Origin of the sequence: Streptomyces lincolnensis (assembly GCF_021173675.1) — a bacterium.
In the GTDB taxonomy this organism is placed as follows: Bacteria; Actinomycetota; Actinomycetes; order Streptomycetales; family Streptomycetaceae; genus Streptomyces; species Streptomyces lincolnensis_B.
Map to the genome: position 1 here is coordinate 717,124 of NZ_JAIHON010000003.1, position 23,638 is coordinate 740,761.

Genomic DNA, 23,638 nt, shown 5'->3' on the forward strand with positions numbered 1-23,638 from the left:
CCGCATCCCGGTCACTCCCCCTCGGGGTGGCCCGACCGACGCCACATGCCGGTCGGGCCACCCCACTCTGGCACTCCGGTGGAGGAAACGCATGGAATTCGTGGTACTTCCCGACCATTCGGCCGGCGTCGCGGCCCTCGCACCGGCGCTGTCTTCCGGGCTGTTGCATCCCAAGGTGATCGAGCACCACTCCGGGCGACCTTGGCTCGTGGGCGACTGGCCGGACGACGAGATCGTGTTCGCCTCCGTCGGCCCTCGCCGGTTGGCCCTGCTCGGCTGCACGACCGTTCGACCCGATGTCCTGGAGGCCCGGCTGGGCCGGGTCCGGTCCCTGGCGGACCTGGACGAACTCGGTCGGCTGTACGCCGGCAGCTTCCACCTCGTGGCCTCGTTCGACGGCGACGTCCGGGTCCAGGGCACGCTGTCCACCGCGTGCCAGGTCTTCTACGCGCGGGTCGGCGGCGTGACGCTGGCGGCCTCCCGGGCCGAGACCCTGGCGCTGCGCATCGGCGTGAGCGTCGACATGGAACGAGTAGCGCTCGAACTGCTGTCCCCGTTCGGACCTCCCGAGCCGCTCAGCGAGGGTTCGGTGTGGCGCGGCGTGCGCAGCCCACGCATCGGGCACTGCCTGGAGATCGGCAGCGACGGAGCCGGGCGTACCCGGCGCTGGTGGACGCCGCCCGAGCCCGAACGGCCCCTGGGCGACGGCGGTTTCGTCCGCGAAGCGCTGTTCGACGCCGTCGCTGCGCGGACCGCGGGTCAGAAGGTGGTGAGCGCCGACCTCTCCGGCGGGCTCGACTCGACGAGCCTCTGTTTCGTCGCCGACCGCTCTGTCGGCACAGACCTGGCCACCCTGCACTACGAGGCGCACGGCGGCCGGGGAGAGGATTTGGCCCATGCGCGCCGGGCAGCGGCCGCACTGCCGCAGGCCCGCCACGTGGTGGTGCCGCCGGCGGACACGCCGGACTGGTATGCGCCGTTCGAGCACACCCCGCACGACCGGGAGGGCCCGCTGATGTTCGTCCGGTCCAGGGCCACCGTCGAGCACCAGGCGGGCGTCGTCGCCTCCCTGGGCGCACGGCGTCACCTCCAGGGCGTCGGGGGCGACGAGCTGTTCCTCCCCGGCACGATGGCCCTGCACGGGCTGCTCCGGCGGGATCCGGCCGCCGCCCTGCCGCACCTGCGCGCGATGCGGTCCAAGCGCCGCTGGTCGATCGCCACGACGGTGCGCACGATGGCGGCCGCGCCGTCCTACCGGCGATGGCTGGCCACCGAGACGGACGAACTAGCCGCGGACCGGGCCTGGGGCTCGGGAGCGTACTGGGAGGTCTCGGCGAAGCTGCCGCCCTGGATCACCCCGGACGCCGCGTCGAGCGTGCGCCGTCTGCTGCGCGAGGCGATCGCGATGGGCCGTGAGCCGCTGGCCGCGCTCCCGGTGCAGCACGAGATGATCTGGATCAACCGGGTCAACGGCACGGTCATGCGCCGCAATTCGAGCATCGGAGGGCATGCGGGCGTCACGTTCCACGCCCCCTACACCGACAACCGGGTGCTGGAGGCCGTCCTGTCCGTGCGGCTGGCCGACCGGGTGGCCACGAACCGGCTCAAGCCCGTGCTCGCGCGGGCACTGGACGGCGTCGTGCCGGCTGAGATTCTGCACCGAACCGGTAAGGACGATGCCAGTCCTACCCTGTACGCGGGTCTGCGCCGACGCCGCGGCGAGCTGCTCGACTTCGCGGCGGACACGCACCTGGCCCGCATGGGCCTGATCGACGGGGCGGCCCTGCGCCGTCTGCTGGTCACCACCCACGCCGACACCCGGCCACTGATGCCCTTCGACCCCACCCTCGCCTGCGAGTTGTGGCTACGGGCCCTGCACCCTGCGGACACGACCACCACCGTGCCCTCGTCCCGAACCACGTAAGGAGGCGTGATGACCTTCGCCCTGCTTCCTGGGGTGTCCGTCGCCGACACCGAGAACGGCACCGTGCTGCTCGACGAGCGCGACGGCCGCTACTGGATGCTGAACGGCACCGGTGCCGTCGTGCTGCGCTGTCTGCTGGACGGCGAGTCGCCGCAGGAGGCTGCCCAGACGCTGCTGCGCCTCTACCCTGACGCTCCCAACCTCGCCACCGCACACGTGGAGAGCCTGCTCGACGCCCTGCGCACGGCCAAGGTGATCGTCCCGTGAGCGGCGGCACCACCTTGCGCCTCGAGTCGGCCGACCCTCCGCCCCGGTTGCTGCGCCCCGCCGCTGTACTCGCTGCCGGAGCCGCACGCGTCCTGACCCGGATGCCCCCGGCCAGGCTGCGTCGTGTACTGGCGTTCGCGAGCCGGGGCGCACGCCCCGCGACCGTGGCTCAGGCACTGCGGGCACGTAACGCGGTGGTGTACGTGAGCCTTGCCTGCGCCGGCCCGCGCTGTCTGCAACGGTCTGTGGCGGCGGCTCTGTTGTGCCGACTGGGCGGCACCTGGCCCCAATGGTGCACCGGCGTGGTCACCGAACCCTTCGGGGCGCACGCCTGGGTGGCCGTGAACGGCGAGCCCGTCGGCGAGGACGCCGCGCACGTCCGCGCCTTCCACGTCATCATGACCGTACCGCCGCGCCGGTGAGTGCCCTCGCACACGCGGCGATCCGCACCCGCGGCCTCCGGCGCGTCTACGGCGACACCGTGGCGGTGCACGGCCTGGACCTGACGGTGGCGGAGGGGGAGAAGTTCGGCTTCCTCGGCCCCAACGGCGCGGGTAAGTCCACCACCATCAGCATGCTGTCCACCTTGTTGCGCCCCAGCGCGGGGCGGGCGGCAGTGGCCGGAGCTGATGTTGCGCACCGTCCCGACGAGGTCAGGCGCAGGATCGGAGTCGTCTTCCAGGAGCCGACCGCCGACCGCGACCTGACGGGATGGCAGAACTTGTACTTCCACGCCCGCCTGCACGGCATGCCGCGGCGCGAAGTACGCTCCCAGGCCCGCTCGTTGCTCGACATGGTGGGCCTCGCCGACCGGAGCGACACACCGGTCGGCACCTACTCCGGCGGCATGCAGCGCAGGCTGGAGGTGGCGCGGGCCTTGATGCACCGGCCGCGCGTGCTGTTCCTCGACGAGCCGACGACCGGACTCGACCCGCAGAGCCGGGCCCAGGTCTGGCAGAAACTGCACGAACTGGGCCGGCAGGACGCAGTCACCGTCTTCCTGACCACGCACTATCTGGAGGAGGCCGAGAACTGCGACCGGATCGCGGTGATGGACCACGGCCGTTTGGTGGCGCAGGGGACTCCTCACGAACTCAAGTCGGCGATCGGCGTGGATGTCGTGCACCTGCGAACGGGCGACGATGAGAACGCGGTCCGGTCCATCCGCGAGCGGTTCGGCCTGGACGCCGAGACGACGCCGGACGGTGTGCGGGTCAGGACGGCGGACGGGGCGGGCTGGGTTCCGCGACTGTGTGCCCACCTGACCACGGGCGTCACGTCGGTGGCTGTCGCGCGGCCCAGCCTGGACGATGTGTTCCTGCACTACACCGGCCGCTCCATGCGCAATCCGTAGAGGGACGAGCAAGAGGAAAAGGGAGGGAGCCGACGTGCTGGAGTCCACCGCGGAGCGCCCCGGCCGACTCACGGAGCGGCCGCCCGGCCGGCGCGCCGCCGAGTTGGCCGCGCTGCGGGCACTGGTCCGACGCGAGATGACCCGGTTGATCGCGAGTCCCGCCCAGGCGGGGCTGACGCTGTTGAATCCGCTGCTCTACTTCGTTGTGCTGGGGACCGGGCTGAGCGCCATGGTCGGGTCCACGTCCGGCACCGGGGACTACATGATGTACGTCTACCCGGGGATCTTGATGATGGCCGTGCAGATGCCCGCGCTGAACGCCGGGATGTCCATCGTGCGCGACCGCGAGACGGGGCTGCTGCGTGCCGTACTGGTTGCACCGGTCCGGCGGGATACCGTCCTGGTCGGCAAGTGCCTGGGCAGCACGGCGACGGCGACGGTGCAGAGCGGGCTGCTGCTCGCGTTCGCCGGACTGGCCGGCCTGCCCTACGATCCGCTGCTGCTGCTCGCCCTGCTCGGGGAACTGGCACTGGTGGCGTTCACTCTGACCGCGTTCGTGACCCTGGCGGCCGTCCGTATCACCCGGATCGAGACGTTCCAGTCCGCGCTCGGTGTGACCATGCTGCCACTGTTCTTCCTGTCGGGCGCGATGTTCTCGGTGGAGGGCCTGCCGGTGTGGCTGGGCGCGCTGACGCTCGTCAACCCGCTGACCTACGCCGTGGACGCGCTGCGGCAGACCGTGGCCTGGACCGCGCCGGGCAGCGTGCTCCCGACCGGGCCCGAATGGGGCGGCTGGGCGCCGCCGCTCCTCGTCGAACTGCTGGTGATGTGCGTGCTCGGCCTCGCTGCCCTGGCACTCGCGGCCCGCCGCTTCTCCCGCGCCGTTTAGACCGTCCGGTCTCAGCTACCGGCCCTCACGCAGGCGGTGGTGTCCACTCGGCGGAGTACGCCAGCTCGGCGGGGGTGACCAGGCCGTCCTCGATCGCACGGGCCAGCATGTCGGTCTTCGTCGGTGCGGACCGACCGGCCTGGGCGTACTTGACCCGAGCCCGCTTGATGTACATGTCCACGGTGTGCACGGACACGCCCATACGCCGTGCCACCGACGCCTTGGACATGGACTGGAACCACCACAGCAGCGACGTCCGCTCCTGCTGGGACAACTGAGGGGCAATCGGATTGCGGTCGGACACCAGAACCCCGGCCGTTGTCGGCGGCACGTAGGGCCGGTCTGCCGCGGCGGCGCGCACCGCGTGCAGCAGATGGGCCTGGCCCTCGCTCTTGGTGACGAACCCGGCAACGCCCATGCTCAGCACGTCCATCACCAGCGACTCGTCGGTCAATTGCGAGAAGACGACCAGCCGCTGGCCCTCGGCCGCTAGCTGGCCGATGTCCGACAGCACAAGCCGCCCGTTGAGGTTGAGGTCGACGATCAGGACGTCCACCGCGCCGGAGCGCAGGTCCGCCGGGGTTTCGCCGGTGTGTCTGACGCGTACGCTCGGCTCCTCGGCCAACCAGGCCCGGACACCGTCGATCACGACCGGGTGGTCGTCGACGATGCCGACGTCGAACGCGGTCCCGGTACGCGCCATCGGGATTCCAGCCATAGGAGGTTCTCCTTCTCGTCGAACAGCACCGATGTGCCGGCGGAACGGATCACGCGCGGCGCTGCGGGCGCCGCGGCGTCGGCCACCACGCTCACCGCTACCTCGCCGGCTGTCACGACGACGGTGACCCGGGCGGAGGCCTTCGCCGACGCCAGAGCCAGGAGCGGGCCTTCGGTCAGCTGCCTGCGCACCGACACGGGGACGTCGGGCAGTTCCCCGTAGCAGACGAACGTGACGTCCACATCCCGTCGTTCGGCGATGTCGGCGCAGGCGCGCAACTCGTGCAGCAGCGGATGGGCCGCGTCCTCCGTCTCGGCGAAAAGCCTTCGCAGCCGCGTCGCCTCGATCGCGCTCGACCGCTGCACGGCGTCGTCCCCCGGATGCGCCCGGCCCTCGGCCAGGTCGTGCAGCAGCGGCGCGATCCGGTCACGCAGGTAGCGGTAGCGCCGTCGCCGCTCGGCGTGCCGGGCCTCCTCGGCCGCCCTTCGTGCCATGCGGTTGGCCTGCGCCCGCGCCGCGCCGATCGTGAGCCGGGCGGCGTGGTGCAACTCCCGGGTGAGCAGGACGAAGGCGAGCTGGATACCAGCCGTGGTGTAGGACTGGGCGATCAGACGGGACCAGGTCACATGGGTGTCCAGGTTGCCGTTCGCCCCGAGCGCGACCGTCGTCATCGCGATGGTGCAGGCCAGCAGGGCGACCAGTTCGTGCATCGGACGCTGCATCAAGAGCAGTACACCGAACCATCCGACCGTGTTGGCGGCCCAGCTGACGTCGCTGATCGCCCCGCCCCTCGGATACGTCGCGACAGCGCCGACGCCGGCCAGTAGCGCGACGGACGTCAGTAACGGGGCCAGACGGCCACGTAGTCCGGAGCGGAGCAGGAGGACTGAGCCGACCAACTGGACGACGGAGAGCACCAGCCAGGAGGACAGTGCCGCCCACGCGGGCTCGTACTGCGACCAGCCCCGGATCAGGATCAGCGAGTCGTAGCCGAAGTGCCAGACGGCAACGATGACCACCACCACGACGTTGATCACCTGGGAGTACCGGACCGCGACCCAGTCGCCCGCGGGCGCGCCCGTATCGCTCCTCAACGGGGCCACCGCAGCATGACGTGCACCCCGTCGCCCGGCCGCGTCTCGATGCGCGCGCCGCCGCCCACCGCTGCCATCCGCCCCGTGATCGACTCCCGCAGGCCCCTGCGATGAGCGGGCACGGCAGCGGGATCGAAGCCGCGTCCCTCGTCGAGCACGTCCACGACCACACCGGCACCGACCGGCTGCGCGCGCACTTGGGCCGCCGCGGTGCCGGCGTGCCGGACGATGTTCGTCAGAGCCTCCCCGACGGCGTCGGCGAGCGCGGTGACGACTGGGCGGGGCAGGAGTACCGGAACGATTCCGAACGTCACGGTCAGCGCGGGCAGTCCGGGCCTCGGCGCGAAGGCAGCAGTGCGCAGCGCCGCGTCCAGGGGGACCAGGGGCGTGGTCGTGTCGCCGGGGTTCGTCGTCCGGGCCTGGTACGCGGTGTCGTCCGTGTCCGCCGCAAGATCCTGGATCACGCGGAGGTCGGCCACGGCGCGGCGCCGCAGCACCTCGGAACGCTCGGTGATCACTCCCGTGCTCACCATGGTGAGGGTGGCGAGCACGGTGTCGTGCAGCCGCCGCTGCTGGTCGCGTTCGTCCGCACGGGCCGCCGCCCTGGCCACGTCGTTCGCGCGGGCCTCGGCCTTTGCCGCCAGCGTGGAGTCCGCCGACCGGGCTGCCCGGCGAAGCAGGATGAACATTCCGGCGCTGAGGATGCCTTGGAGCAGGAGCACCACGGGCGCCTCCCGCAGTCCCGGGGCGCCGATGGTGTAGGCCGTGGCGATCACGACGGTCGCGAGCAGTCCGTAGGGCTGGCGCAGGAAGCACTGCGCGTTGAGGACGGTGACACTGGCTATGAGGTCGACCCATCCGGATCCGGCGGATGCCGTCAGCACCGAGGCGGGGACTAGTTGGCTGTGGAGCAGGCAAAGGACGGCGCAGAGCACGACGTCCCCGGCACCGGACCGGAAGACCGGCCCTCCGCGAAGCGTGCGGATGCCGAAAATGCCCGCCCAGACCAGCATTCCGGCGACGGACAGCAGCACCCACACGGGGTTCTCCGCAGATGCCACCCCCAGCAGTGCGACCACTGCGGCCACTGCCGCGCTGGACGTCCGCAGTACCACGGTGACCAGCATGGCCTGACGCTGCAGGCTCAGCGTGGCGGGACCGGCGGTTGCTGTCACCGCGGGCCGTCCCCGCACCGACGCCGAGACCTGCTCGGCGTGCTCGCGTTGCTCGGACATCAGTCCATTGCCTCCAAGAGGGCTGGTCACCCCCTGAATGACCCGAGGAGGCCTGACCCTTCCGTTTTATGCCGCAAGGCCGAGTTATTGTCGACAGCGGGTTCTCGCCTCGTACGGTGTGACGCGTCATTGGGGACGGCGAAGAAGCTCATGTCGCAGCATTGTCGAATCAGTACTCACGGTTCGGGCGACGCTCCGTCTGATATCCAAATTTGCCAGCGCCTCCCGGAATTCACGAGACATGTACTGCAACCCGGGCTCCGAAAATCTTCCCTCAGGCGCCCGCTGCCTTCTTGTCCGATGAATGCGGGCCCATCCGTAAATTGTCAAGCATTTTTCATCTTCAGCCCGGCCCTGCGACGGACTCCCCAGAACCTTACGGCGATTGCGGGTTTCAGGGTTTGCCGTACGTGCTGTGAACTTTGTCAGTTGTGCACAGCGCCAAGACGACCTCTGCCTGAGGCAAGGCTTCTGTGCGCGCGGCGAAGTCATTGCGTAGCGAGGGAGGCTCCTGCCAAGCTTATTTGACCGACGATCTCGAGGGGGAGCTGTGAGGGCACGGGCGGTGGTGCGGCCAGGCCGCCGCTACGGCCGGGGTATAGGCGAGTCCGTGTCATGAGCCCGGTCCTGGACACCACGTTCATACGGCCGCAGGACCGAGAGGAAGCGGTTCGGAACGCGCTGTGGACATCCATGTTTGCCATGACGCGTGACGTGGAGTGTGTGGCGGTGCTGGAACCCACGGTCAAGGGCTTCTGACCTACGGTTTCGTGAGTGCCCATAATGCTGCTCGTGGACCAGTGGTTGGTTGGCGCGTCCGACGGCGTAGGAGGCCGCTCCGCCTCCGCGTATCTTCCGGATTCATGGGTGATCTGGCAGGGCGCTGGCGGGAGTTGAACAAGGCGTACTGGGACGAGCGGGTGCCCATCCATCTGGGCGGGGCGTTCTACGACATGGAGGGGTTCCGCGCCCGGCCCGATTCGCTGAAGGACTTCGAGACGGCCGAGGTGGGGGACGTCAGGGGTAAGCGTCTGATCCATCTGCAGTGCCACTTCGGCCGGGACACGCTCTCGTGGGCGGTACGAGGAGCCCAGGTCACCGGGCTGGACTTCTCCCCACCTGCGATCGAGGCGGCTTCACGACTCGCCACCGAACTCGGCATCGACGCACGCTTCCTGACCGCGGACGTCTACGACGCGGTCTCGGCAGTCGCGGGGGAGACCTTCGACATCGTCTACGTCAGCTCCGTCCTCAACGACGAGACCGGGAGTACGGTCACACGCGACTACTGGAGCCGGGCTACGGATCCAGTTTCTTCACGAGCACGGTCACACCTTCTACCTCCAACGCCAGTCGCTGGAGCGCCACGACGGCGACATCTACCGGCATCCCGAGGGCGCCCCGCGCATCCCCCTCACCTACTCGATCCGCGCCGAGAAGGCTTGAGCCACTCGATCCGGCGCGGATCGGGTCTGCGGGTCCCCGGGCTCCGACAGGTGTGAAGCCCCTGGCAGGACAGGCCTCCTCACAGGTCCGCAGCTCCACGAAGACGCCGACCCCCGCGCCGATACACAAGCGCTGCGTGAACTCCCCCACCGTGACCACGACGGCGCATGGGAAAGCGTACGGCGCCGTGGAGCCCAGGTGAAAACCCTGTGGAAGTGGTGTCAGTGGTGCCGTTTATGCTGCCTCTCACGATCACGCGGTACCAGGGGAGGGCGCGGCATGCTGGGCAGGTTGTTCGGGAGAGGTGCGGAGAGATCGGCGGCGCATCCGCATGCCCTTCCCGTCGCGGGCAAGAGGAAGCACGGGACGTACGCGTTGCGCGCGCTGGGGGACAGGCGGGTGCTCGCGCTGGTCGAGGCGGCCGACGCGGGTGACTGGGCGGAGGTCAAGGCGGCGCTGGCGCCGTTCGACCTCGGCCGCGAGCAGGCGGTTCTGGGGCAACTGACCGATGTGGACGGTGTGGAGGAGTGGATCGTCCGGGCCGCCGAGGAGGACAGGGACGACAAGGTGCTGCGGGCGACCGCACTGTTGATATCGGGCGCGCGCCATGTCTCCTGGGGCTGGGAGGCGCGCACGTCCGCCCTCGCCGTGGACGTCAGCCGGGAGCAGTGGCAGACCTTCTACGAGCGGCTGCGCATCGCCGAGGAGCATCTCCTCGAGGCCGCCGAACTGCAGCCCGACTGGGTCACACCGTGGCGCCATCTGCTCACCTCGGGACGCGGCATGTCCGTCGACGACAGCATCCAGGAAGCCCGGCTCGCGGCCGGCCTGCGCCGTGATCCGCTGAATGTCGACATCCATCTGGAGTGGGTGTCACATCTGCAGCCCCGCTGGGGCGGAGAGCCGGGCCAGGCCCTGGAGTACGCCCGGAAGGCCTTCGCCGCCGCACCCGACGGACACCCGCTCGGCTGTGCCGTCGCCATGGCGCACATCGAGGACTGGGTGGAGTCCGACAACCGCGACTGCCTGCAACAGCCGCGCATCCGGACCGAGTTGAGAGAGGCCGCGGAGCGCAGCATCCTGCACCACGCCTACGAGCGTCGCCTGGGCTGGCAGGGCGAGTACAACATCTTCGCCATGGCCCTCTCGCTGGCGGGCAGCAGCAAGGCGTCCAACGTCTTCCGTGAGCTGGACGGTGTGATCACCCGGTGGCCGTGGACCTTCATGGCGGACCCGGAGAAGGCGTACGCGCGCTTCCGCAAGGCCTTCTGAGCCGACTTCCACCCTGTCCCACCACCGTCCCGCCCGTCTTCGTCTACGGCCGGTCCCGCGGACCACCGCCCCCTCCTGCCGTTGCCCTCACCCCGGACTACCCCATGCCCCTGCGCGACAACACCGCCGCCCATGCCGCCACCGACCGCACCTTCCAGGTCGACCTGCGCGGCCTGGTGGACCTCCTCTCTCACCACCTCTACTCCAGCCCCCGCGTCTATCTGCGCGAACTCCTGCAGAACGCGGTCGACGCCCTCACCGCACGGCACGCCATCGAGCCCCACGGCGCCTTCGGTATCCGCCTGTACGCCGACGGCTCCGTCGTACGGGTCGAGGACGACGGCGTCGGTCTCACCGAGGCCGATGTGCACACCTTCCTCGCCACGATCGGCCGCAGCAGCAAGCGCGCCGAGCAGGTCGCCGAGCAACGCGCCGACTTCATCGGGCAGTTCGGCATCGGACTGCTGTCGTGCTTCCTGGTCGCGGACGAGATCCACGTCGTCAGCCGCTCCGCTCGCACCCCCGACGCGCCCGCCGTCGAGTGGCGAGGCCGCGGTGACGGCAGCTACACCGTCCGCACCCTGCCCGCCTCCGCCCGTCCCCGGCCCGGCACCACGGTCACGCTGACGCCGCGAACCGACGCGGGGGAGTGGACCCGCCCGGCTCAAGTGCACGCGCTGGCCCGGCACTTCGGCTCCCTGCTGCGTCACCCGGTGACCTTCGACGACGGCACGGGAGGCGCGGGCGCACCGGTGAACCCCGAGCCCGCGCCCTGGTCGCGTACCTACCCCACCCCGGGAGCCCGCTCCCGCGCGCTGGCCGCCTACGGCGAAGAGGTCTTCGGATTCACTCCGTTGGACACCATCGAACTGGACCTCCCGGCCGTCGGCCTGAAGGGCATCGCCTGCGTGCTCCCGGAGGCGGTGCCGACCGGGCGCCGGCACGGCCACCGCGTGCACGTCAAGGGCATGCTGCTGTCCGAGCAGGCCGAGGAGATCCTGCCCGACTGGGCGTTCTTCGTCCGCTGCGTCGTCGACGCGGACAGCCTGCGCCCGACGGCGTCCCGTGAAGCCCTGTACGAGGACGACACCCTCGCCGCGGTCCGCGACGCCCTCGCCGAGCGGCTGCGCGACTGGATCGCCCGGGCCGCCGCCAGCGACCCGGACCTGCTCGGCCGCTTCCTCCAGGCCCACCACCTGGCCGTGAAGTCGCTCGCGGTGCACGACGACGAGATCCTGCGGATGCTGCTGCCCTGGCTGCCGTTCGAGACGACCGACGGGCACTGCACCCTGGACGAGTTCGCCCGCACCCACCGCACCGTGCTGGTGACCTCCAGCGTGGAGGAGTTCCGCCAGGTCGCCGCGATCGCCTCGGCCGCCGGGCTCGGGGTCGTCAACGGCGGTTACACCTACGACCGTCAGTTGGTCCACCGGCTGCCCGAGATCAGGCCCGAGGTCAGCGTCGCCGACCTCGACCCGGCGACCCTCACCGCCCATCTCGACCCCGTCGACCGGGAGACGGAACTGGCCGCCGCGGCCTACCTCGCCCAGGCCCGTGACGCCCTGGCCGTCTTCGACTGCGACGTCGCCCTGCGCACCTTCCAGCCCGCGTCCGCCCCCGCCCTCCTCGTCGACAGCCGCGAGGCCCGGCACGAGCGCACCCGCTCCCAGCTCGCCCGTGAGCAGGAGGGCGGCCTGTGGGGCGACATCCTCGGTGCCCTGCGCCAGGAGGCCCCGCGGGCCCAGCTGATCCTCAACCAGCTCAACCCCCTGGTCCGCACCGCCGTCGCCATCGACGAGCCCGAACTGGCCCGCACCAGCGCCGAAGCCCTCTACGGACAGGCCGCGATGCTCTCCCGGCGCCCACTGCGGCCCGCCGAGTCGAGCCTCATCAACCGCTCCTTCCTCGACCTCCTCGCCCACGCCCTCCGCAAGGACAGCTGACGATGCCTATCGCTCCCCAGACCACCGACGAGCTGTTCCAGGCGCTCCAGGAGAACGACCGGCGCCCGTACGGCCGGACCCGTACCGTCACCGCCGAGGAACTCGTCGACGCCGCCGAGCAGTTCGAGGACCCCGCCGTCCTCGTCCACGCGCTCCTGGAACTGCAGGAGGCCTACACCTACGGCTCCGAACCACGGAAGTCCCCGGTCGTCTTCGCCCGGCTGCTCACAGTCTTCGACGAGCAGCCCGACGTCTTCGACGAGCGGCTGCGCCACCAGCTGTTCTGGCGGTTCAAGTGGGTGGCCCACGCCCTGCGCCAGCTGCCCGAGATACCGCTGACCAGCCTGCGCCAGTGGCTGCAGGAGATGCGTGAGCGGTACGAGAAGGCCGACCTCGGGCTCCAGCCGTACTACGGACAGGCGTACCAGCTCGCCGCCCATGTCGGTGAGGACACCGCCCTCGCCTACGAGTTGTGGGCGGGCCGCACCCGGACCCGGCTCAGCGACTGCGAGGCCTGCGAGATCTGCCAGCGCGCCCTGTTCCACCTCAGGGCGGGTGTCGACGAGCGGGCCCTGCGTGCCTTCGAGCCCGTGCTGGCCGGGAAGGAGTCCTGCAAGGAGGAGCCGGCGCGCTCCGCCTCCTACGCGCTGCTGCCCCTACTGCGCACCGGCCGCGCCGACCGGGCCCGCGAACTGCACCTCACCGGCTACCGCGCCTGCCGTCGCAACCCCTCGATGTCCGAGGAGGTCGGCCGGCACCTGGAGTTCTGTGCGCTCACCGGCAACGAGGCACGGGGTCTGGAACTGCTCGCCGAGAACCGGAACCTGTTCGAGGAGGTCGACTCGCCGCTGGACCAGTACGGCTTCCTCACCGGGGTGGAGGTCCTGCTCCAGCGCGTCGAACTCCTCGGCCACGGCGAACTGCCCGCCGCCGGGTACGCGGGCCGTACCTGGACGGTGGCCGAGCTGCGCGCCGAGGTGCGCGGCCGCGCCGACGACCTCGCCGCCCGCTTCGACGCCCGCAACGGCACCACGACCCACACCGACCGACGCAGGGCCCGCCTGGAGCGTGCCCCGCTCGTGGAGTCGCTGGAACTGACGCTGCGCACCCGCGCCCTCGACGACGTGGCCCCTACCGCCCAGGTCGCCGCGCCCGCGGCCCGTCCGGCCGCCGCGGTCCCCGACGATCTGACCCAACTCATCCTGCGGGCAAGGGCGTTGGACGAGGAGGGGCACCCGGACGCACCGGCCTGCTGGGAGCGGCTGCGCACGCTCGTCGCCGCCCGCGACTACGCCCACCCCGACGACTCGGCCGTCGGCCCGCTCGTACGGCTGCGCGCGGACCTGCTGGCCGAAGAGGCGAACCGGGCGGGCAACAAGGACGAGTACGTGGAGTCCGCGGCCCTCCACGAGGAGGCAGCGGCCCTGTACGAGGACGCGGGGGAGCCCGGCCACGCGGCGGTCTGCCGTGCCTCCGCCCTGCTCGCGACCGCGGAGATCCCCGCCGCGGAGGGCGCCGACGGAGCCGAGGCGAAGGACGCCGAACTGGCCGAGGTCCATGCGGCCATGGTCCGCCTCCACGAGGACACGCCCGGCCACGCGCCGTTCCTCGAGGCCCGTCTGCTGCGGCTGCGGGTGACCGCGCTCGCCCTGCGTCTGCAGGCCTCGGGCGACAAGGAGCAGGTCGCGACGGTGTTCGCCGAGGTGGACCGCCTGCACGCGTTCGCCACCCGGCACGACATCGCCGGGCAGGTCTCCGGGACCCTGCTGCTGCGGGCCAGCACCCACGCCCTCTCCGGCGACCTGCCCGCCGCGGTCACCGAGATCGACGCCCTGCTGGACCGGCTCAGGGCGCACGGCCCCGCCTGGCACCTGCCCCGTACCCTCGGCCTGCGCGGCCGGTTCCAGTTCGGTCTGCGGGACGCGCAGGCCGCGTACGACAACCTCGCCGAGGCCCTGCGACTGGCCGCCCAGTGGCCGTCCGACACCGTCGACACCTCCCGCCTGCACAGCGACCTCGCCGAGGCATGCATGCACCTGGGCCGCCCCGACGAGGCACTGCGGCACCTCACGCGCTCGGCGGAGGTGGCCCTTCGCCGCGGCAGCCGGGTGGACGCGTTCTGCACCTACAGCAACGCCGCCCAGCTCAGCCTGGACCTCGGCCGCATCGAGGACTGCATCGCGCTCCTCGACTCCCTGCTGACCGAGCCCGACGTCACCGCCGGAGAGCTGGACGACCGACTCGTCGCCCAACTCCGCCTGACTCGCGCCCGCGCCCTGCACGCGGGGGAGGACCTCAAGGCGGCGACGACGGAGTTCGTCACCCTGGCGGCCGAGTCCGCCGCCTGGGACGACGACCCAGGCAGCCACGCCATGATCGCCGCCGAGACCGCCGTACTCCTCGGCGAGTCCGGCGAGTTCGACCGCGCCCGTAAAGTCGCGGACCAGGCACTCGCCGCCCACACCCGGGAGGCGCGCTACGAGCTACTCAGCAACTCACTGCGCGAACTCGCCCGCCTCCAGGCCCAGCAGCAGGGCCCCGAAGGCCTGCCCGGCGCGCTCGCCTTCCTGGCCGACGCGGGCCGCATCGCCGACGAGGCCCGCGCCGCCGGCTACGAGGCCCACGGCCGCGCCCTGGACCCGGCCCTGGCCTATGAACACGGCCGGGTCAACGCCCACGCGGGCGAGTACGAGGACGCCCTGACCGCCCTGGACAAGGCACTCGGCCTGCTCGGCGAGCCGGGCCGGGACGAAGACGCCGGCGAGTGGGCCGAGTGCGTCCGCCTCGCTGGCGCCGTGGAGGGCATCTACCTGGAACGTCCCGCCCCGGCCCTCACCCGCCTCGACGCCGCAATCTCCCACCTGACCGCCCTGGGACACACCGAGGAGACCGAGCCCCTTACCTCCCTGGCGGCCCGGCTGCGCGACGAACAGTAGCGAGCGGGTGCCGTTCTGGAGAACTGCCGGCTCGTGTTGCCCTGTCAGGGATCGTCGGCGGGAAAGGTGGGCAAGACGCCCGCTGCCCGGGTTGTGATCTTGACCGGGGCCGGTGGTTGCTCCTAGTCCGGCATGCCAGAAGGGGCGTCCGCGGCCCAGGTGTATTCGTCGGCCCCCCGGTGGCCGAAGAAGAGGGTGCCGACATACTCGTCGGAAAGCCGCACGGGGGTGTTGGTCGGGTTGTTGCTGCGCAGTGGCCGTGACCAGCGGTGCGTCTCGCCGGTGAAGGTCTGGGCCGGAGCGGTCGTGGGGCGATGCTCACCGGGCCGGGCGGCCCAGCCGGCGCCCTCTCTGCGGCAGGCCCAGAGACTCTGATTGCAGCCAACGACCACCGACCGGGAACAACCTCAAGGCCGCACGCTCGTCAATGTCTTACCAGAACAACAGTCGATGTATCCGTTCTCCGGAACGTTCTCCTCGGGGCCCGGGGCTGTGACCGGCTGGTAGGACTCCACACAGGCTGGGGCGGGCGGCCGCGCCCTCCCGCCCCGGCCGACCCGTAAGAGTTGGAGAAGCATTGAGCGACGGCATCACGTGGCTCGCTGACGCCTGGCGTGGAGACGCCCCCATCCTGTTCGTCACCTTCGCACGCGGCATCAGGCCAGGCGAGCTCGTTGGCCGGCTCGGTGCCCGGCCCGGAGAAGTGCTCGCCCCGATCACCTTCGGCGAGGCCGAGCGGCTGACGTTCAACGACCGCGAATCAGCCCGCGTGGCCCGCTTCGGTGAATGCGCGGGTTGGTCATATGCGATGGAGCAGGGCTGGCCCTCCAAGGCTTGGTGGGCTCACCCCGATGTCTCCGCGGGCGGAGTCGAAGTCTTGCACCTGACCCCGAAGCCGGACGACCCGCCCAGGGAGTGCTGGTACCACCGTGACGGCCAAACGGTCGGTCGCTGCGACATCGGCGACACCCCGGACGAGGGCATGGCGTTCCTGCTCCCGGCCTTCGAAGCAGCCGGACTCCTCGACGATGACCTGAGTGAGGACTTCGACTCGCTGCGCGCGACCCTGACTGCCTTGCAGCAGCACTTCGGGCTGTCACTGCCACGCGAGGAAATCCTGAATGGTCGACTGCCCGCGGCAGTGACAGCCACCGTGCCGCCAGAGAACCTGGGGGACTAGAGCGTGTTGCAGAAGGCCGTGTTCGGGCGGTCAGGGCCCGTGGAGGCAGTCCTCTGGTCATGACCCGAGGGCGAGGTTGTGGATGTGTGCGACGGCTTGTCCACGGGATCGGTCACAGTGACGCACCGCCGCAGACGACCCAGGTCTGACCGGTGACGGACCGGCCGTCCGGGCCCAGCAGGAAGGCGGTCAGGCCGGCGATCTCCGTCGGGTCGACCAGGCGTCCCAACGGGGGCGCCACGGGGGGAGTGCGGGCGCGCCCGGGGTCGTGGAGCATCGGGGTGTCGGTCGGTCCGGGCGCCACCACGTTCACCGTCACGCGTCGTGGGGCCAGTTCCGCCGCCCACGACCGGGCGAGCGCCGAGAGGGCCGCCTTGGATGCCGCGTACTGGCTCTTGCCCGGTACGCCCGCCATCGTGCGGCTGCCGATCAGGACGATCCGGCCGCCGTCGCGCAGGCGGTCGACGAGCGAGTCCACCAGGACGCAGGCCGCTTGTACGTGAACCTGCCACATCAGTGCGCCGTCGTCCGCGGAGAGCCGGCCGAGGGGGGCGGTGCGCTGGAGTCCGGCGGCATGCACGACCGCGTCGAGCGAGGTGGTGGCCCGCAGTGTGTCGGACAGCAGCTGCGGGCGGCTCAGGTCCGCCGGCAGCCACTGGAGCCCCGGGCGGGAGGCCGGCGGCGTTCTGCTCATGCCGGTCACTTTCCATCCGTCGTCCAGCAGCCGGGCTGTGATGGCCGCGCCGATGCCCGAACTCACGCCGGTGACCAGGGCATGCCGGGCCGTCACCGCGAGGGGGTCAGCCGTCACGGGCCCAGTCCGGCCGGACGCGGACGTACTTGATCGCCTGGCGCCAGTAGGTGTAGGCGAGGTGCAGTGTGCCGTCGGACGTCTGCAGGATCGACGGGTAGGAGAACTCGCGGTTGAGTCGGTCCCGGGAGTTGTTGGTCAGGCAGTGGCCGTCTCCGGTCTCCAGGTCGCGGCTGACGGGCCAGGTGGCACCGCCGTCCGGGGAGAGGGAGAGGGTCATGGGGGCGCGCGGCGCGCCCCAGAACGCGCTGCCCGGTGTCTCCTTCGGCGCACTGTCTTGCGGCGGCGCCGCCGGGGTCGCGGCCAGCCCGTCGTCGTCGATCTCGTCGTACAGGGAGAGTCGTCGTGCTGTGGCGTCGGCGGCGCTGCTGTTGTTGTGGGCGAGTGCCAGGCGGCCGTCGGTCAGGCGGACGTACTGGATGGACGAGTTGTTGTTGGGCAGGGTGCCGGGGGCGGGAGGGGTCCAGGTCACTCCGCCGTCGGAGGAGCGGGCGGTCAGGACGTGGTCCGCGCGGCGGCTGCGGAAGAGGGCGAGCAGCGTGCCGTCGGCGAGGGGCCGGACGTTCATGTGGACGGCGCCCTCGCTGTCCGGCACCGGCCGCTCCCGCCATGTCCGTCCCTCGTCGTCGCTGATCATGACCGAGCTGGTGTCGTGGTCGCCGCTCCATCTGCGCCCGGGGGTGCTCACGCAGCGGAACACCGGCAGCAGCCAGCGGCCCGAGTCCAGGACGACGACCGGCTGGCGGACGAAGACGCCGCTCGTGCCGTCCGCGGGGAACAGGGTGCGCGGCGGCGACCAGGTGCGGGCCGAGTCCGTCGAGATACGCACGCGTACCTCCGCGGTGTCCTGGTTGCCTGCTTTCTGGGCGGTGTGCAGGAGCCACACCTCGCCGTGCGGTGTGGTGAACAGCAGGGGGTTCTGCTCGGAGCGGGTGTCGTCGTCGGAGAGCGGGACGGGGTCCGACCAGCGGTCGGCGGCGGCGTCCAGGCGCGAGAACCAGACGCGGATGTCCGACACACCCTCCTGCGTGCCGCCGAACCACACGCACGCCAGATCCCCGTCGGGCAGCAGGGCGAGGTTGGCCGCGTGGTTCTGCACGGCGGGCGCGGGCAGGAACGCCTCGTGGCGTGCCGGGTCGTCGGTCCGGGACCTGACCACGCCGTCGGGGCTCGGTGGGGGAGGGGGGCTCGGCCGGGGTGCGGTGGCCTGGGATTCGTGCACGGGGCTCACGGGATTCCTCGGGTGGGGGAGACGGGGGACGGCTGCCGGTCAGCCCTGTGCGGTACGGAGATGCTGTGCGGCGATCTGCTGGAGGTGGACGATGTCCGAGGCGACGGAGGCGAAGGTGAATCCCTCGGCCAGCCTGCGGGCGGCGTTGTCGCCGTCGGGGGTGTGGATGCCGGCGGCGATCCCGGCGGTCTCGGCCGCCTTGCGGACGCGTTCCAGGGCGGTCTCGAAGTCGTTCTGTACCGCGGGGTCGCCGGCGGTCCGGCCGCCGATGGCGAGGCGCAGGTCGGACGGGCCCACGTAGATGCCGTCCAGCCCGGGGACGGCGCAGATCTCCTCGACGTGTCCGAGGCCGTCGGCGGTCTCGATCATCGCCAGTACGGCGATGGCGTCGTGGGTGTCCGCGGGGTCGGGCCCGATGCGCAGCTGGGCGCGCATCGGGCCGTAGGACCGGATGCCCAGGGGCGGGTAGCGCACCGAGGCGACCGCGCGTGCGGCGTCGGCGGCGGTGTTCACCAGGGGGACGATCACGGCGGTGGCGCCGGCGTCCAGGGCGCGGCCGATGCACGTGGGTTCGTTGGCCTCCACCCGTACGGCGCCGACGGCGGTGGAGCCCTTGGTGTCGGTGGCGAGCAGGTTGTTCAGCATGCCCTGGTAGCCGAACAGTCCGTGCTGGGCGTCGAAGGCAAGGTAGTCGTAGCCGAGCCGGGCCAGCCGTTCGGCGGCGACCGGTGAGTCGATGAGCGACCAGTAGCCGATCAGGCGGCGACGGGCGCGCAGGTCCGCGGTGAACTCGGCGGGGGTGCGGGAGTGGGGCAACGGAACCTCCGGGGCGCGGTCAGCGGTTGTAGGCGGGCATCGGGCCGCGCAGCCGGGCACCGATGGCGTCGCAGGCCGCGGTGACGTCGGCGGGCAGGGGGCCCTTCGCGGCGGCGGCGAGGTTGGCGGCCAGGTGGGCGGTCTTCGAGCCGCCCAGGAGCAGCGCGTCGGTGGACGGGCGGTCCAGCAGCCAGCGCAGCGCCAGTTCCGTGAGGGGGATGCCGGCCGTGTCCGCCACCGTGGTCAGTTCCGAGACGGCGGTGAACAGGTCCTCGTCCCAGTAGCGTTCGCGGTACATCGCGGCCAGACGCGAATCGCCGAACCGGCCGGAGTCCGGCAGGGACCCGAAGTGGTGACGGCCGCTCAGAAGCCCGCCGCCCAGGGGGTTGTACACCATGGTGCGCAGCTTCGTCGTCGACGCGTACTCGGTGTACTCCTCCTCGATGCGGCGGGCGAGGAGGTTGTGGAGCTGCTGGGCCACGACGGGGCGGGGCGCGCCCACCTCGTCGGCGGTGCGCACGAGTTCGGAGATCTGCCAGGCGGCGTAGTTCGACACGCCCAGGGCGCCGATCTTCCCCTCGGCGGCGAACTCGGCCACGGTGGCGAGGGTGTCGGCGAGCGGGGTCGCGCGGTCCGGCTGATGAAGGTAGAAGAGGTCGACGCGGTCGGTGCCCAGGCGCTTGAGGCTGCCGTCCAGGGCGGCGCGCAGCCCGGCGGGCGACAGGGGGTGGTGCTCGCCCTGGTCGGGGTGGGGAATCCCGGCCTTGGTGGCCAGTACGATCCGGTCGCGGCGGCCCGGGAGCAGCTCGCCGAGCAGCCGCTCGCTCTCCCCGCCCGCGTACCCGTTGGCGGTGTCGACGCCGGTGACGCCGGCGTCCAGGGCCATGTCGAGCATGGCGGCGGCCGTGTCGCGGTCGACGGTGTCACCGAAGGTCATGGTGCCGAGCACCAGCCGGGACAGCGGCAGTCGGGTGTTCGGCAGGGTGATGCCGGTGGTCACGAGGGGGTTCCTTCCAGGACGTGGCGGGGCTTCAGGCCGCGCATCGCGGTGGGGTCGAGGGCGGCGCGGCGCAGGGCGCGGGTGTAGGGGTCGGTGGGGGAGGCGAGTACGTCCGCGGTCCGGCCGGTCTCGACGGTGCGGCCGGCCCGCATCACCACGACGTCGGTACTGATCTCGCGCACCACGCCGAGGTGGTGCGCGATGACGAGGTAGGCGATGCCGGTCTCCTCCTGCAATTCCCTGAGCAGGGAGAGCACTTGGGCCTGGACGGAGACGTCGAGCGCGGAGGTCGCCTCGTCGCACACCAGCAGATCGGGGCGGGAGGCGAGCGCGCGGGCGATGCCGATGCGCTGGCGCTGGCCGCCGGAGAAGTCGGCCGGGCGGCGGTGCAGCGCGGAGGAGGGCAGACCGACCTGGTCGATCAACTCGGCGGCGCGTCGGGCGCGTTCGGCCCGGTCGGACCCGCCCGCCAGGCGCAGCGGCTCGGCGACGATCTGCTGCGCGGTCAGATGGGGGTCCAGGGAGCCGTAGGGATCCTGGAACACCATCTGCACGCGTCGGCGCAGCGGGCGTAGCCTGCGCTCCGGCAGGGTGGCGATGTCCGTGCCGTCCAGCACGATGCGGCCCGAGAGCGGCTTGAGCAGCCGGACGAGAGCGCGGGCGAGCGTGGACTTGCCGCAGCCGGACTCGCCGACCACGGCGAGCGAACCGCCCCGCCGCAGTTGGAAGCCGACGCGGTCGACGGCGCGGAACGGGCCGTCCGCCGTCGGATACTCGACGACGAGGTCCTCGACGGACAGCAGGGGGTGCTCTTCGGTCATCGGGGCTCCTCCCCGGGCGGTCGAGCCGGTGATGAGGCCGCCTCCCGGACGGCGGGTTCGCCCTCGTCCCAGGCACCCAGGCGGGGTACGGCGGCGAGGAGGGCGCGGGTGTACGGCTCGGCGGGCCGCTCGACGATCCGGTCGGCGGGCCCCGACTCCACGAACCGGCCGTCCTTCATGACGTGGATGCGGTCGGAGACGAGTCGGGCCACGCCCAGGTCGTGGGTGATCATCAGCATGCCGATGCCGGTGCGTTCCTGGAGCTCCATCAGCAGGTCGAGCACGCTCGCCTGGACGGTGGCGTCCAGCGCGGAGGTGGGTTCGTCGGCGACGAGGAGTTCGGGCTCCGCGGCCAGCGCGATGGCGATGAGGACGCGCTGCAGCATGCCGCCGGAGAGCTGGTGCGGGTAGGTCTTCCAGTGGGTCTCGGGCTTGCTGATGCGCACCTGGGCGAGGAGCTCGGTGCCCTTCTCCCGGGCCTGGGCGCGCGACAGTCCGGGTCGGCGCAGCCGGATCGCGCCGCCGAGTTGCCGGCCGATGGTGTGGACCGGGCTGAGCGCGGTCATCGGGTCCTGCGGGATCAGCGACACCGTGCGCCCGCGCACACCGCGCGCGGCGGCCGGATCGGCCACGACGTCCCGTCCGGCGATGCGGACACTGCCGGACAGTACGGCGAGGCCCTCGGGCAGCAGCCGCAGGATGCCCATCGCCGTGGTCGACTTGCCGGAGCCCGACTCGCCGATGAGCGTCACGGTCTCACCGTGGCCGACGGTGAAGCTCACGCCGTCGACGGCCCGTACGACACCGTGTGCGGTGATGAGTTCGATCTGCAGGTTCCGTACGTCGAGCAGAGGCGATTGCCCGGTCATGCGCGTGCTCCCTTCCGGCGGCGCGTGCGGTCCCGCAGGCCGTCGCCGAGCAGATTGACGCCGACCACCAGCAGGGCGATCACCAGTCCGGGCAGCGTGACCAGCCACCACGAGGTGGTGATGTAGGCCTGGCCGTCGGAGATGATCCGGCCCCAGGTCGCGAACGGCCGCTGGGGTCCGGCCCCGAGGAAACTGAGCGCGCTCTCCAGCAGGACGGCCTGGGCGATCAGGAGCAGGACGACGAGGCTCACCGGGCGCACGACGTTGGGCACGACGTGGCGGGCCAGCACGGTCCAGCCGCGCAGTCCCAGCACCCGGGCCGCGGCGACGTAGGGTTTCTCCCGCTCGACCAGGACCAGGGAGCGGGTCAGCCGTGCCACCTCCGGCCACTGGGCGACGGCGATCACGCAGGTGATCACGGTGATCGAGGGCCCGAACAGGGCGACCACGAGGAGCAGCATCATCAGCAGCGGCAGGGCCAGTTGCGCTTCCAGGAAGCGGGAGACGAGGGCGTCGACCCAGCCGCCGAAGAACCCGGCCGCGGCTCCGGCGGCCATGCCGATCAGCCCGGAGACCAGGACGGCCAGGACGCCGACGGACAGGGACACCTGTCCGCCGTGGAGGATGCGGGAGAGGAGATCGCGGCCGAGCTGGTCGGTGCCGAACAGGTGGCCGCCGCTGAGGGGCGGCAGGCGGCGCTGCGACAGGTCCTGCGCGTTGGCGTCGGGCAGGGGCAGCAGGCCGGCGAGGGCCACCGGCAGCACGACGAGGGCGGTGCACAGGGCGCCGGCCCAGATCTTGAAGCGCGCGCCGCGCCGCTGCCGGGTCGCGGTGGCCCGGGCCAGGTCGCGCGCGGTGACCGCGCTCGGCCGCTCGGGGCCGACAACCGTACCGGTCATGGGTCAGGCCGCCTTTCCGAGTCGTACCCGCGGATCGAGCAGCGGGTAGGCGAGGTCGACGAGTAGTTGGACGAGGATGGCGAGAGTGGCGGTGACCAGGACGGTGGCCTGGATGAGCGGGTAGTCGCGGGTGGCGAGGGCGCGGACGACGAGCGAGCCGACGCCGGGCCAGCCGAAGACGACCTCCACGACCACGACACCGTTGAGCAGGGCGGCGAAGCGTGTCCCCAGGGCGGTCACCAGGGGCACGGCGGAGTTCCTCAGGCCGTAGCTCCAGGTCAGGGCCCGCTCGGAGACACCGCGGGAGCGGGCGATCGTGGTGTACGGGGCGGCGAGCGCGGTGACCATCTCGCGCCGCACCAGCCGGGACACCAGGGCGAGTTGGAGGACCGCGACGGTCACGGTCGGCAGGACCAGTCCGCTCCACGTGGTGAACCCGGAGGCGGGCAGCACCGGCAGCAGCACGGCGAACAGGGTCAGCAGCATCACGCCGGTCCAGAAGTCGGGCATCGACTGGCCGGTGATGGTCAGCACGTTGGCCCCGAGTTCCCGTTTGGTGTCGGCCCGTCGGGCCATCCACACGCCGAGCGGCACGGCGACGACGGTGGTGACGGTGATCGCCGCGACGGCGAGAGTGATCGTGTACGGCATCCGGTCCATGACCACGTCGAAGGCCGGGGCATGGAAGGAGTAGCTGGTGCCGAGATTCCCGGTGAACAGGTCGCGCAGGAAGATCCCGTACTGGTTGATCAGCGGCTCGTCGAGGCCGAACTGCGCGCGGATACGGTCGAGTTCGGCGCTGCTCGCGGTCGGCGCGGCGTAGGCGGCGGCCGGGTCGCCCGGCGCGAGGCGGACCAGCAGGAAGACCGTGGTCAGGGTGAGGAAGATCGCCAGCAGGCTCTGGCCGACGCGGCGGAGGAGGTAGGTCGGCAC

At 71.5% G+C, this 23,638-nt stretch carries 22 protein-coding genes; 10 read left to right on the forward strand and 12 right to left on the reverse strand.

The window, feature by feature from the left end; translation table 11 throughout:
* Nucleotides 1-91: 91 nt before the first annotated feature.
* The 5 genes from K4B79_RS10400 (at nucleotide 92) to K4B79_RS10420 (ending at nucleotide 4,434) form a co-directional block, all read left to right on the forward strand.
* A complete protein-coding gene (locus K4B79_RS10400; protein WP_232026163.1) occupies nucleotides 92-1,924 on the forward strand; it encodes an asparagine synthase-related protein in 1,833 nt (610 codons plus the stop codon).
* 9 nt (nucleotides 1,925-1,933) lie between these two features.
* Nucleotides 1,934-2,191, forward strand: a complete 258-nt coding sequence (locus K4B79_RS10405; protein ID WP_232026164.1) for a lasso peptide biosynthesis PqqD family chaperone — start codon at nucleotides 1,934-1,936, stop codon at nucleotides 2,189-2,191.
* Nucleotides 2,192-2,292: 101 nt separating this feature from the next.
* Nucleotides 2,293-2,613, forward strand: a complete 321-nt coding sequence (locus K4B79_RS10410) for a lasso peptide biosynthesis B2 protein (protein WP_374208452.1) — start codon at nucleotides 2,293-2,295, stop codon at nucleotides 2,611-2,613.
* A complete protein-coding gene (locus K4B79_RS10415; RefSeq protein WP_232026165.1) occupies nucleotides 2,610-3,545 on the forward strand; it encodes an ATP-binding cassette domain-containing protein in 936 nt (311 codons plus the stop codon). Before K4B79_RS10410 ends, K4B79_RS10415 begins: the two co-directional genes overlap by 4 nt.
* Before the next feature lie 34 nt (nucleotides 3,546-3,579).
* Nucleotides 3,580-4,434, forward strand: coding sequence for an ABC transporter permease (locus K4B79_RS10420; protein WP_232026166.1), 855 nt, complete (start codon nucleotides 3,580-3,582; stop codon nucleotides 4,432-4,434).
* 25 nt (nucleotides 4,435-4,459) lie between these two features.
* Here the strand turns inward: K4B79_RS10420 and K4B79_RS10425 are convergent, their stop codons facing one another.
* Genes K4B79_RS10425 through K4B79_RS10435 form a run of 3 tightly spaced genes read right to left on the reverse strand, consistent with a single transcriptional unit; the run spans nucleotide 4,460 to nucleotide 7,481 of the window.
* On the reverse strand, nucleotides 4,460-5,152 hold the full coding sequence (locus tag K4B79_RS10425; protein ID WP_232026167.1) for a response regulator transcription factor: 693 nt from the start codon (nucleotides 5,150-5,152) through the stop codon (nucleotides 4,460-4,462).
* On the reverse strand, nucleotides 5,080-6,246 hold the full coding sequence (locus tag K4B79_RS10430) for a hypothetical protein (RefSeq protein WP_232026168.1): 1,167 nt from the start codon (nucleotides 6,244-6,246) through the stop codon (nucleotides 5,080-5,082). The genes K4B79_RS10425 and K4B79_RS10430 overlap by 73 nt, the downstream gene beginning before the upstream one ends.
* The gene (locus K4B79_RS10435; RefSeq protein WP_232026169.1) at nucleotides 6,243-7,481 is read right to left on the reverse strand and encodes a sensor histidine kinase; all 1,239 of its coding nucleotides are present in this window, start codon (nucleotides 7,479-7,481) and stop codon (nucleotides 6,243-6,245) included. Before K4B79_RS10435 ends, K4B79_RS10430 begins: the two co-directional genes overlap by 4 nt.
* A gap of 863 nt (nucleotides 7,482-8,344) precedes the next feature.
* Here K4B79_RS10435 and K4B79_RS10440 point away from each other — a divergent pair.
* From K4B79_RS10440 to K4B79_RS10455, 4 genes are all read left to right on the forward strand, one after another.
* Nucleotides 8,345-8,983, forward strand: coding sequence for a class I SAM-dependent methyltransferase (locus K4B79_RS10440; protein WP_445276257.1), 639 nt, complete (start codon nucleotides 8,345-8,347; stop codon nucleotides 8,981-8,983).
* A gap of 223 nt (nucleotides 8,984-9,206) precedes the next feature.
* Nucleotides 9,207-10,199 (forward strand): hypothetical protein, encoded by a 993-nt coding sequence (locus K4B79_RS10445; protein WP_232026170.1) that lies wholly within the window; start codon nucleotides 9,207-9,209, stop codon nucleotides 10,197-10,199.
* A gap of 104 nt (nucleotides 10,200-10,303) precedes the next feature.
* A complete protein-coding gene (locus K4B79_RS10450) occupies nucleotides 10,304-12,142 on the forward strand; it encodes an HSP90 family protein (RefSeq protein ID WP_232026171.1) in 1,839 nt (612 codons plus the stop codon).
* 2 nt (nucleotides 12,143-12,144) lie between these two features.
* Nucleotides 12,145-15,078: a hypothetical protein gene (locus K4B79_RS10455; RefSeq protein ID WP_232026172.1), complete on the forward strand. Its 2,934-nt coding sequence runs from the start codon at nucleotides 12,145-12,147 to the stop codon at nucleotides 15,076-15,078.
* A gap of 122 nt (nucleotides 15,079-15,200) precedes the next feature.
* Here the strand turns inward: K4B79_RS10455 and K4B79_RS10460 are convergent, their stop codons facing one another.
* The gene (locus K4B79_RS10460) at nucleotides 15,201-15,470 is read right to left on the reverse strand and encodes a hypothetical protein (protein WP_232026173.1); all 270 of its coding nucleotides are present in this window, start codon (nucleotides 15,468-15,470) and stop codon (nucleotides 15,201-15,203) included.
* A gap of 185 nt (nucleotides 15,471-15,655) precedes the next feature.
* Between K4B79_RS10460 and K4B79_RS10465 the strand changes: the two genes are divergently transcribed.
* Nucleotides 15,656-16,258, forward strand: coding sequence for a hypothetical protein (locus tag K4B79_RS10465; RefSeq protein ID WP_232026174.1), 603 nt, complete (start codon nucleotides 15,656-15,658; stop codon nucleotides 16,256-16,258).
* A 112-nt stretch (nucleotides 16,259-16,370) separates the two neighbouring features.
* Here the strand turns inward: K4B79_RS10465 and K4B79_RS10470 are convergent, their stop codons facing one another.
* From K4B79_RS10470 to K4B79_RS10505, 8 genes are read right to left on the reverse strand one after another with little or no spacing between them, the layout of a single operon-like run.
* The gene (locus K4B79_RS10470; protein WP_232026175.1) at nucleotides 16,371-17,069 is read right to left on the reverse strand and encodes an SDR family NAD(P)-dependent oxidoreductase; all 699 of its coding nucleotides are present in this window, start codon (nucleotides 17,067-17,069) and stop codon (nucleotides 16,371-16,373) included.
* Nucleotides 17,059-18,291: a sialidase family protein gene (locus K4B79_RS10475; RefSeq protein ID WP_232026176.1), complete on the reverse strand. Its 1,233-nt coding sequence runs from the start codon at nucleotides 18,289-18,291 to the stop codon at nucleotides 17,059-17,061. The genes K4B79_RS10470 and K4B79_RS10475 overlap by 11 nt, the downstream gene beginning before the upstream one ends.
* A 48-nt stretch (nucleotides 18,292-18,339) precedes the next feature.
* Nucleotides 18,340-19,116, reverse strand: coding sequence for an HpcH/HpaI aldolase family protein (locus K4B79_RS10480; RefSeq protein WP_232026177.1), 777 nt, complete (start codon nucleotides 19,114-19,116; stop codon nucleotides 18,340-18,342).
* Between the two features lie 19 nt (nucleotides 19,117-19,135).
* Entirely contained in the window at nucleotides 19,136-20,116 is a 981-nt protein-coding gene (locus K4B79_RS10485) for an aldo/keto reductase (protein ID WP_232026178.1), read from the reverse strand.
* Nucleotides 20,113-20,937 carry an ATP-binding cassette domain-containing protein gene (locus K4B79_RS10490; RefSeq protein WP_232026179.1) on the reverse strand — a complete coding sequence of 275 codons (825 nt, stop codon included), beginning with the start codon at nucleotides 20,935-20,937 and terminating at the stop codon, nucleotides 20,113-20,115. Before K4B79_RS10490 ends, K4B79_RS10485 begins: the two co-directional genes overlap by 4 nt.
* Nucleotides 20,934-21,806 carry an ABC transporter ATP-binding protein gene (locus K4B79_RS10495; protein WP_232026180.1) on the reverse strand — a complete coding sequence of 291 codons (873 nt, stop codon included), beginning with the start codon at nucleotides 21,804-21,806 and terminating at the stop codon, nucleotides 20,934-20,936. Before K4B79_RS10495 ends, K4B79_RS10490 begins: the two co-directional genes overlap by 4 nt.
* Complete coding sequence (locus K4B79_RS10500) at nucleotides 21,803-22,705, reverse strand: ABC transporter permease (protein WP_232026181.1); 903 nt, start codon at nucleotides 22,703-22,705, stop codon at nucleotides 21,803-21,805. Before K4B79_RS10500 ends, K4B79_RS10495 begins: the two co-directional genes overlap by 4 nt.
* A gap of 3 nt (nucleotides 22,706-22,708) precedes the next feature.
* The gene (locus K4B79_RS10505) at nucleotides 22,709-23,638 is read right to left on the reverse strand and encodes an ABC transporter permease (protein WP_232026182.1); all 930 of its coding nucleotides are present in this window, start codon (nucleotides 23,636-23,638) and stop codon (nucleotides 22,709-22,711) included.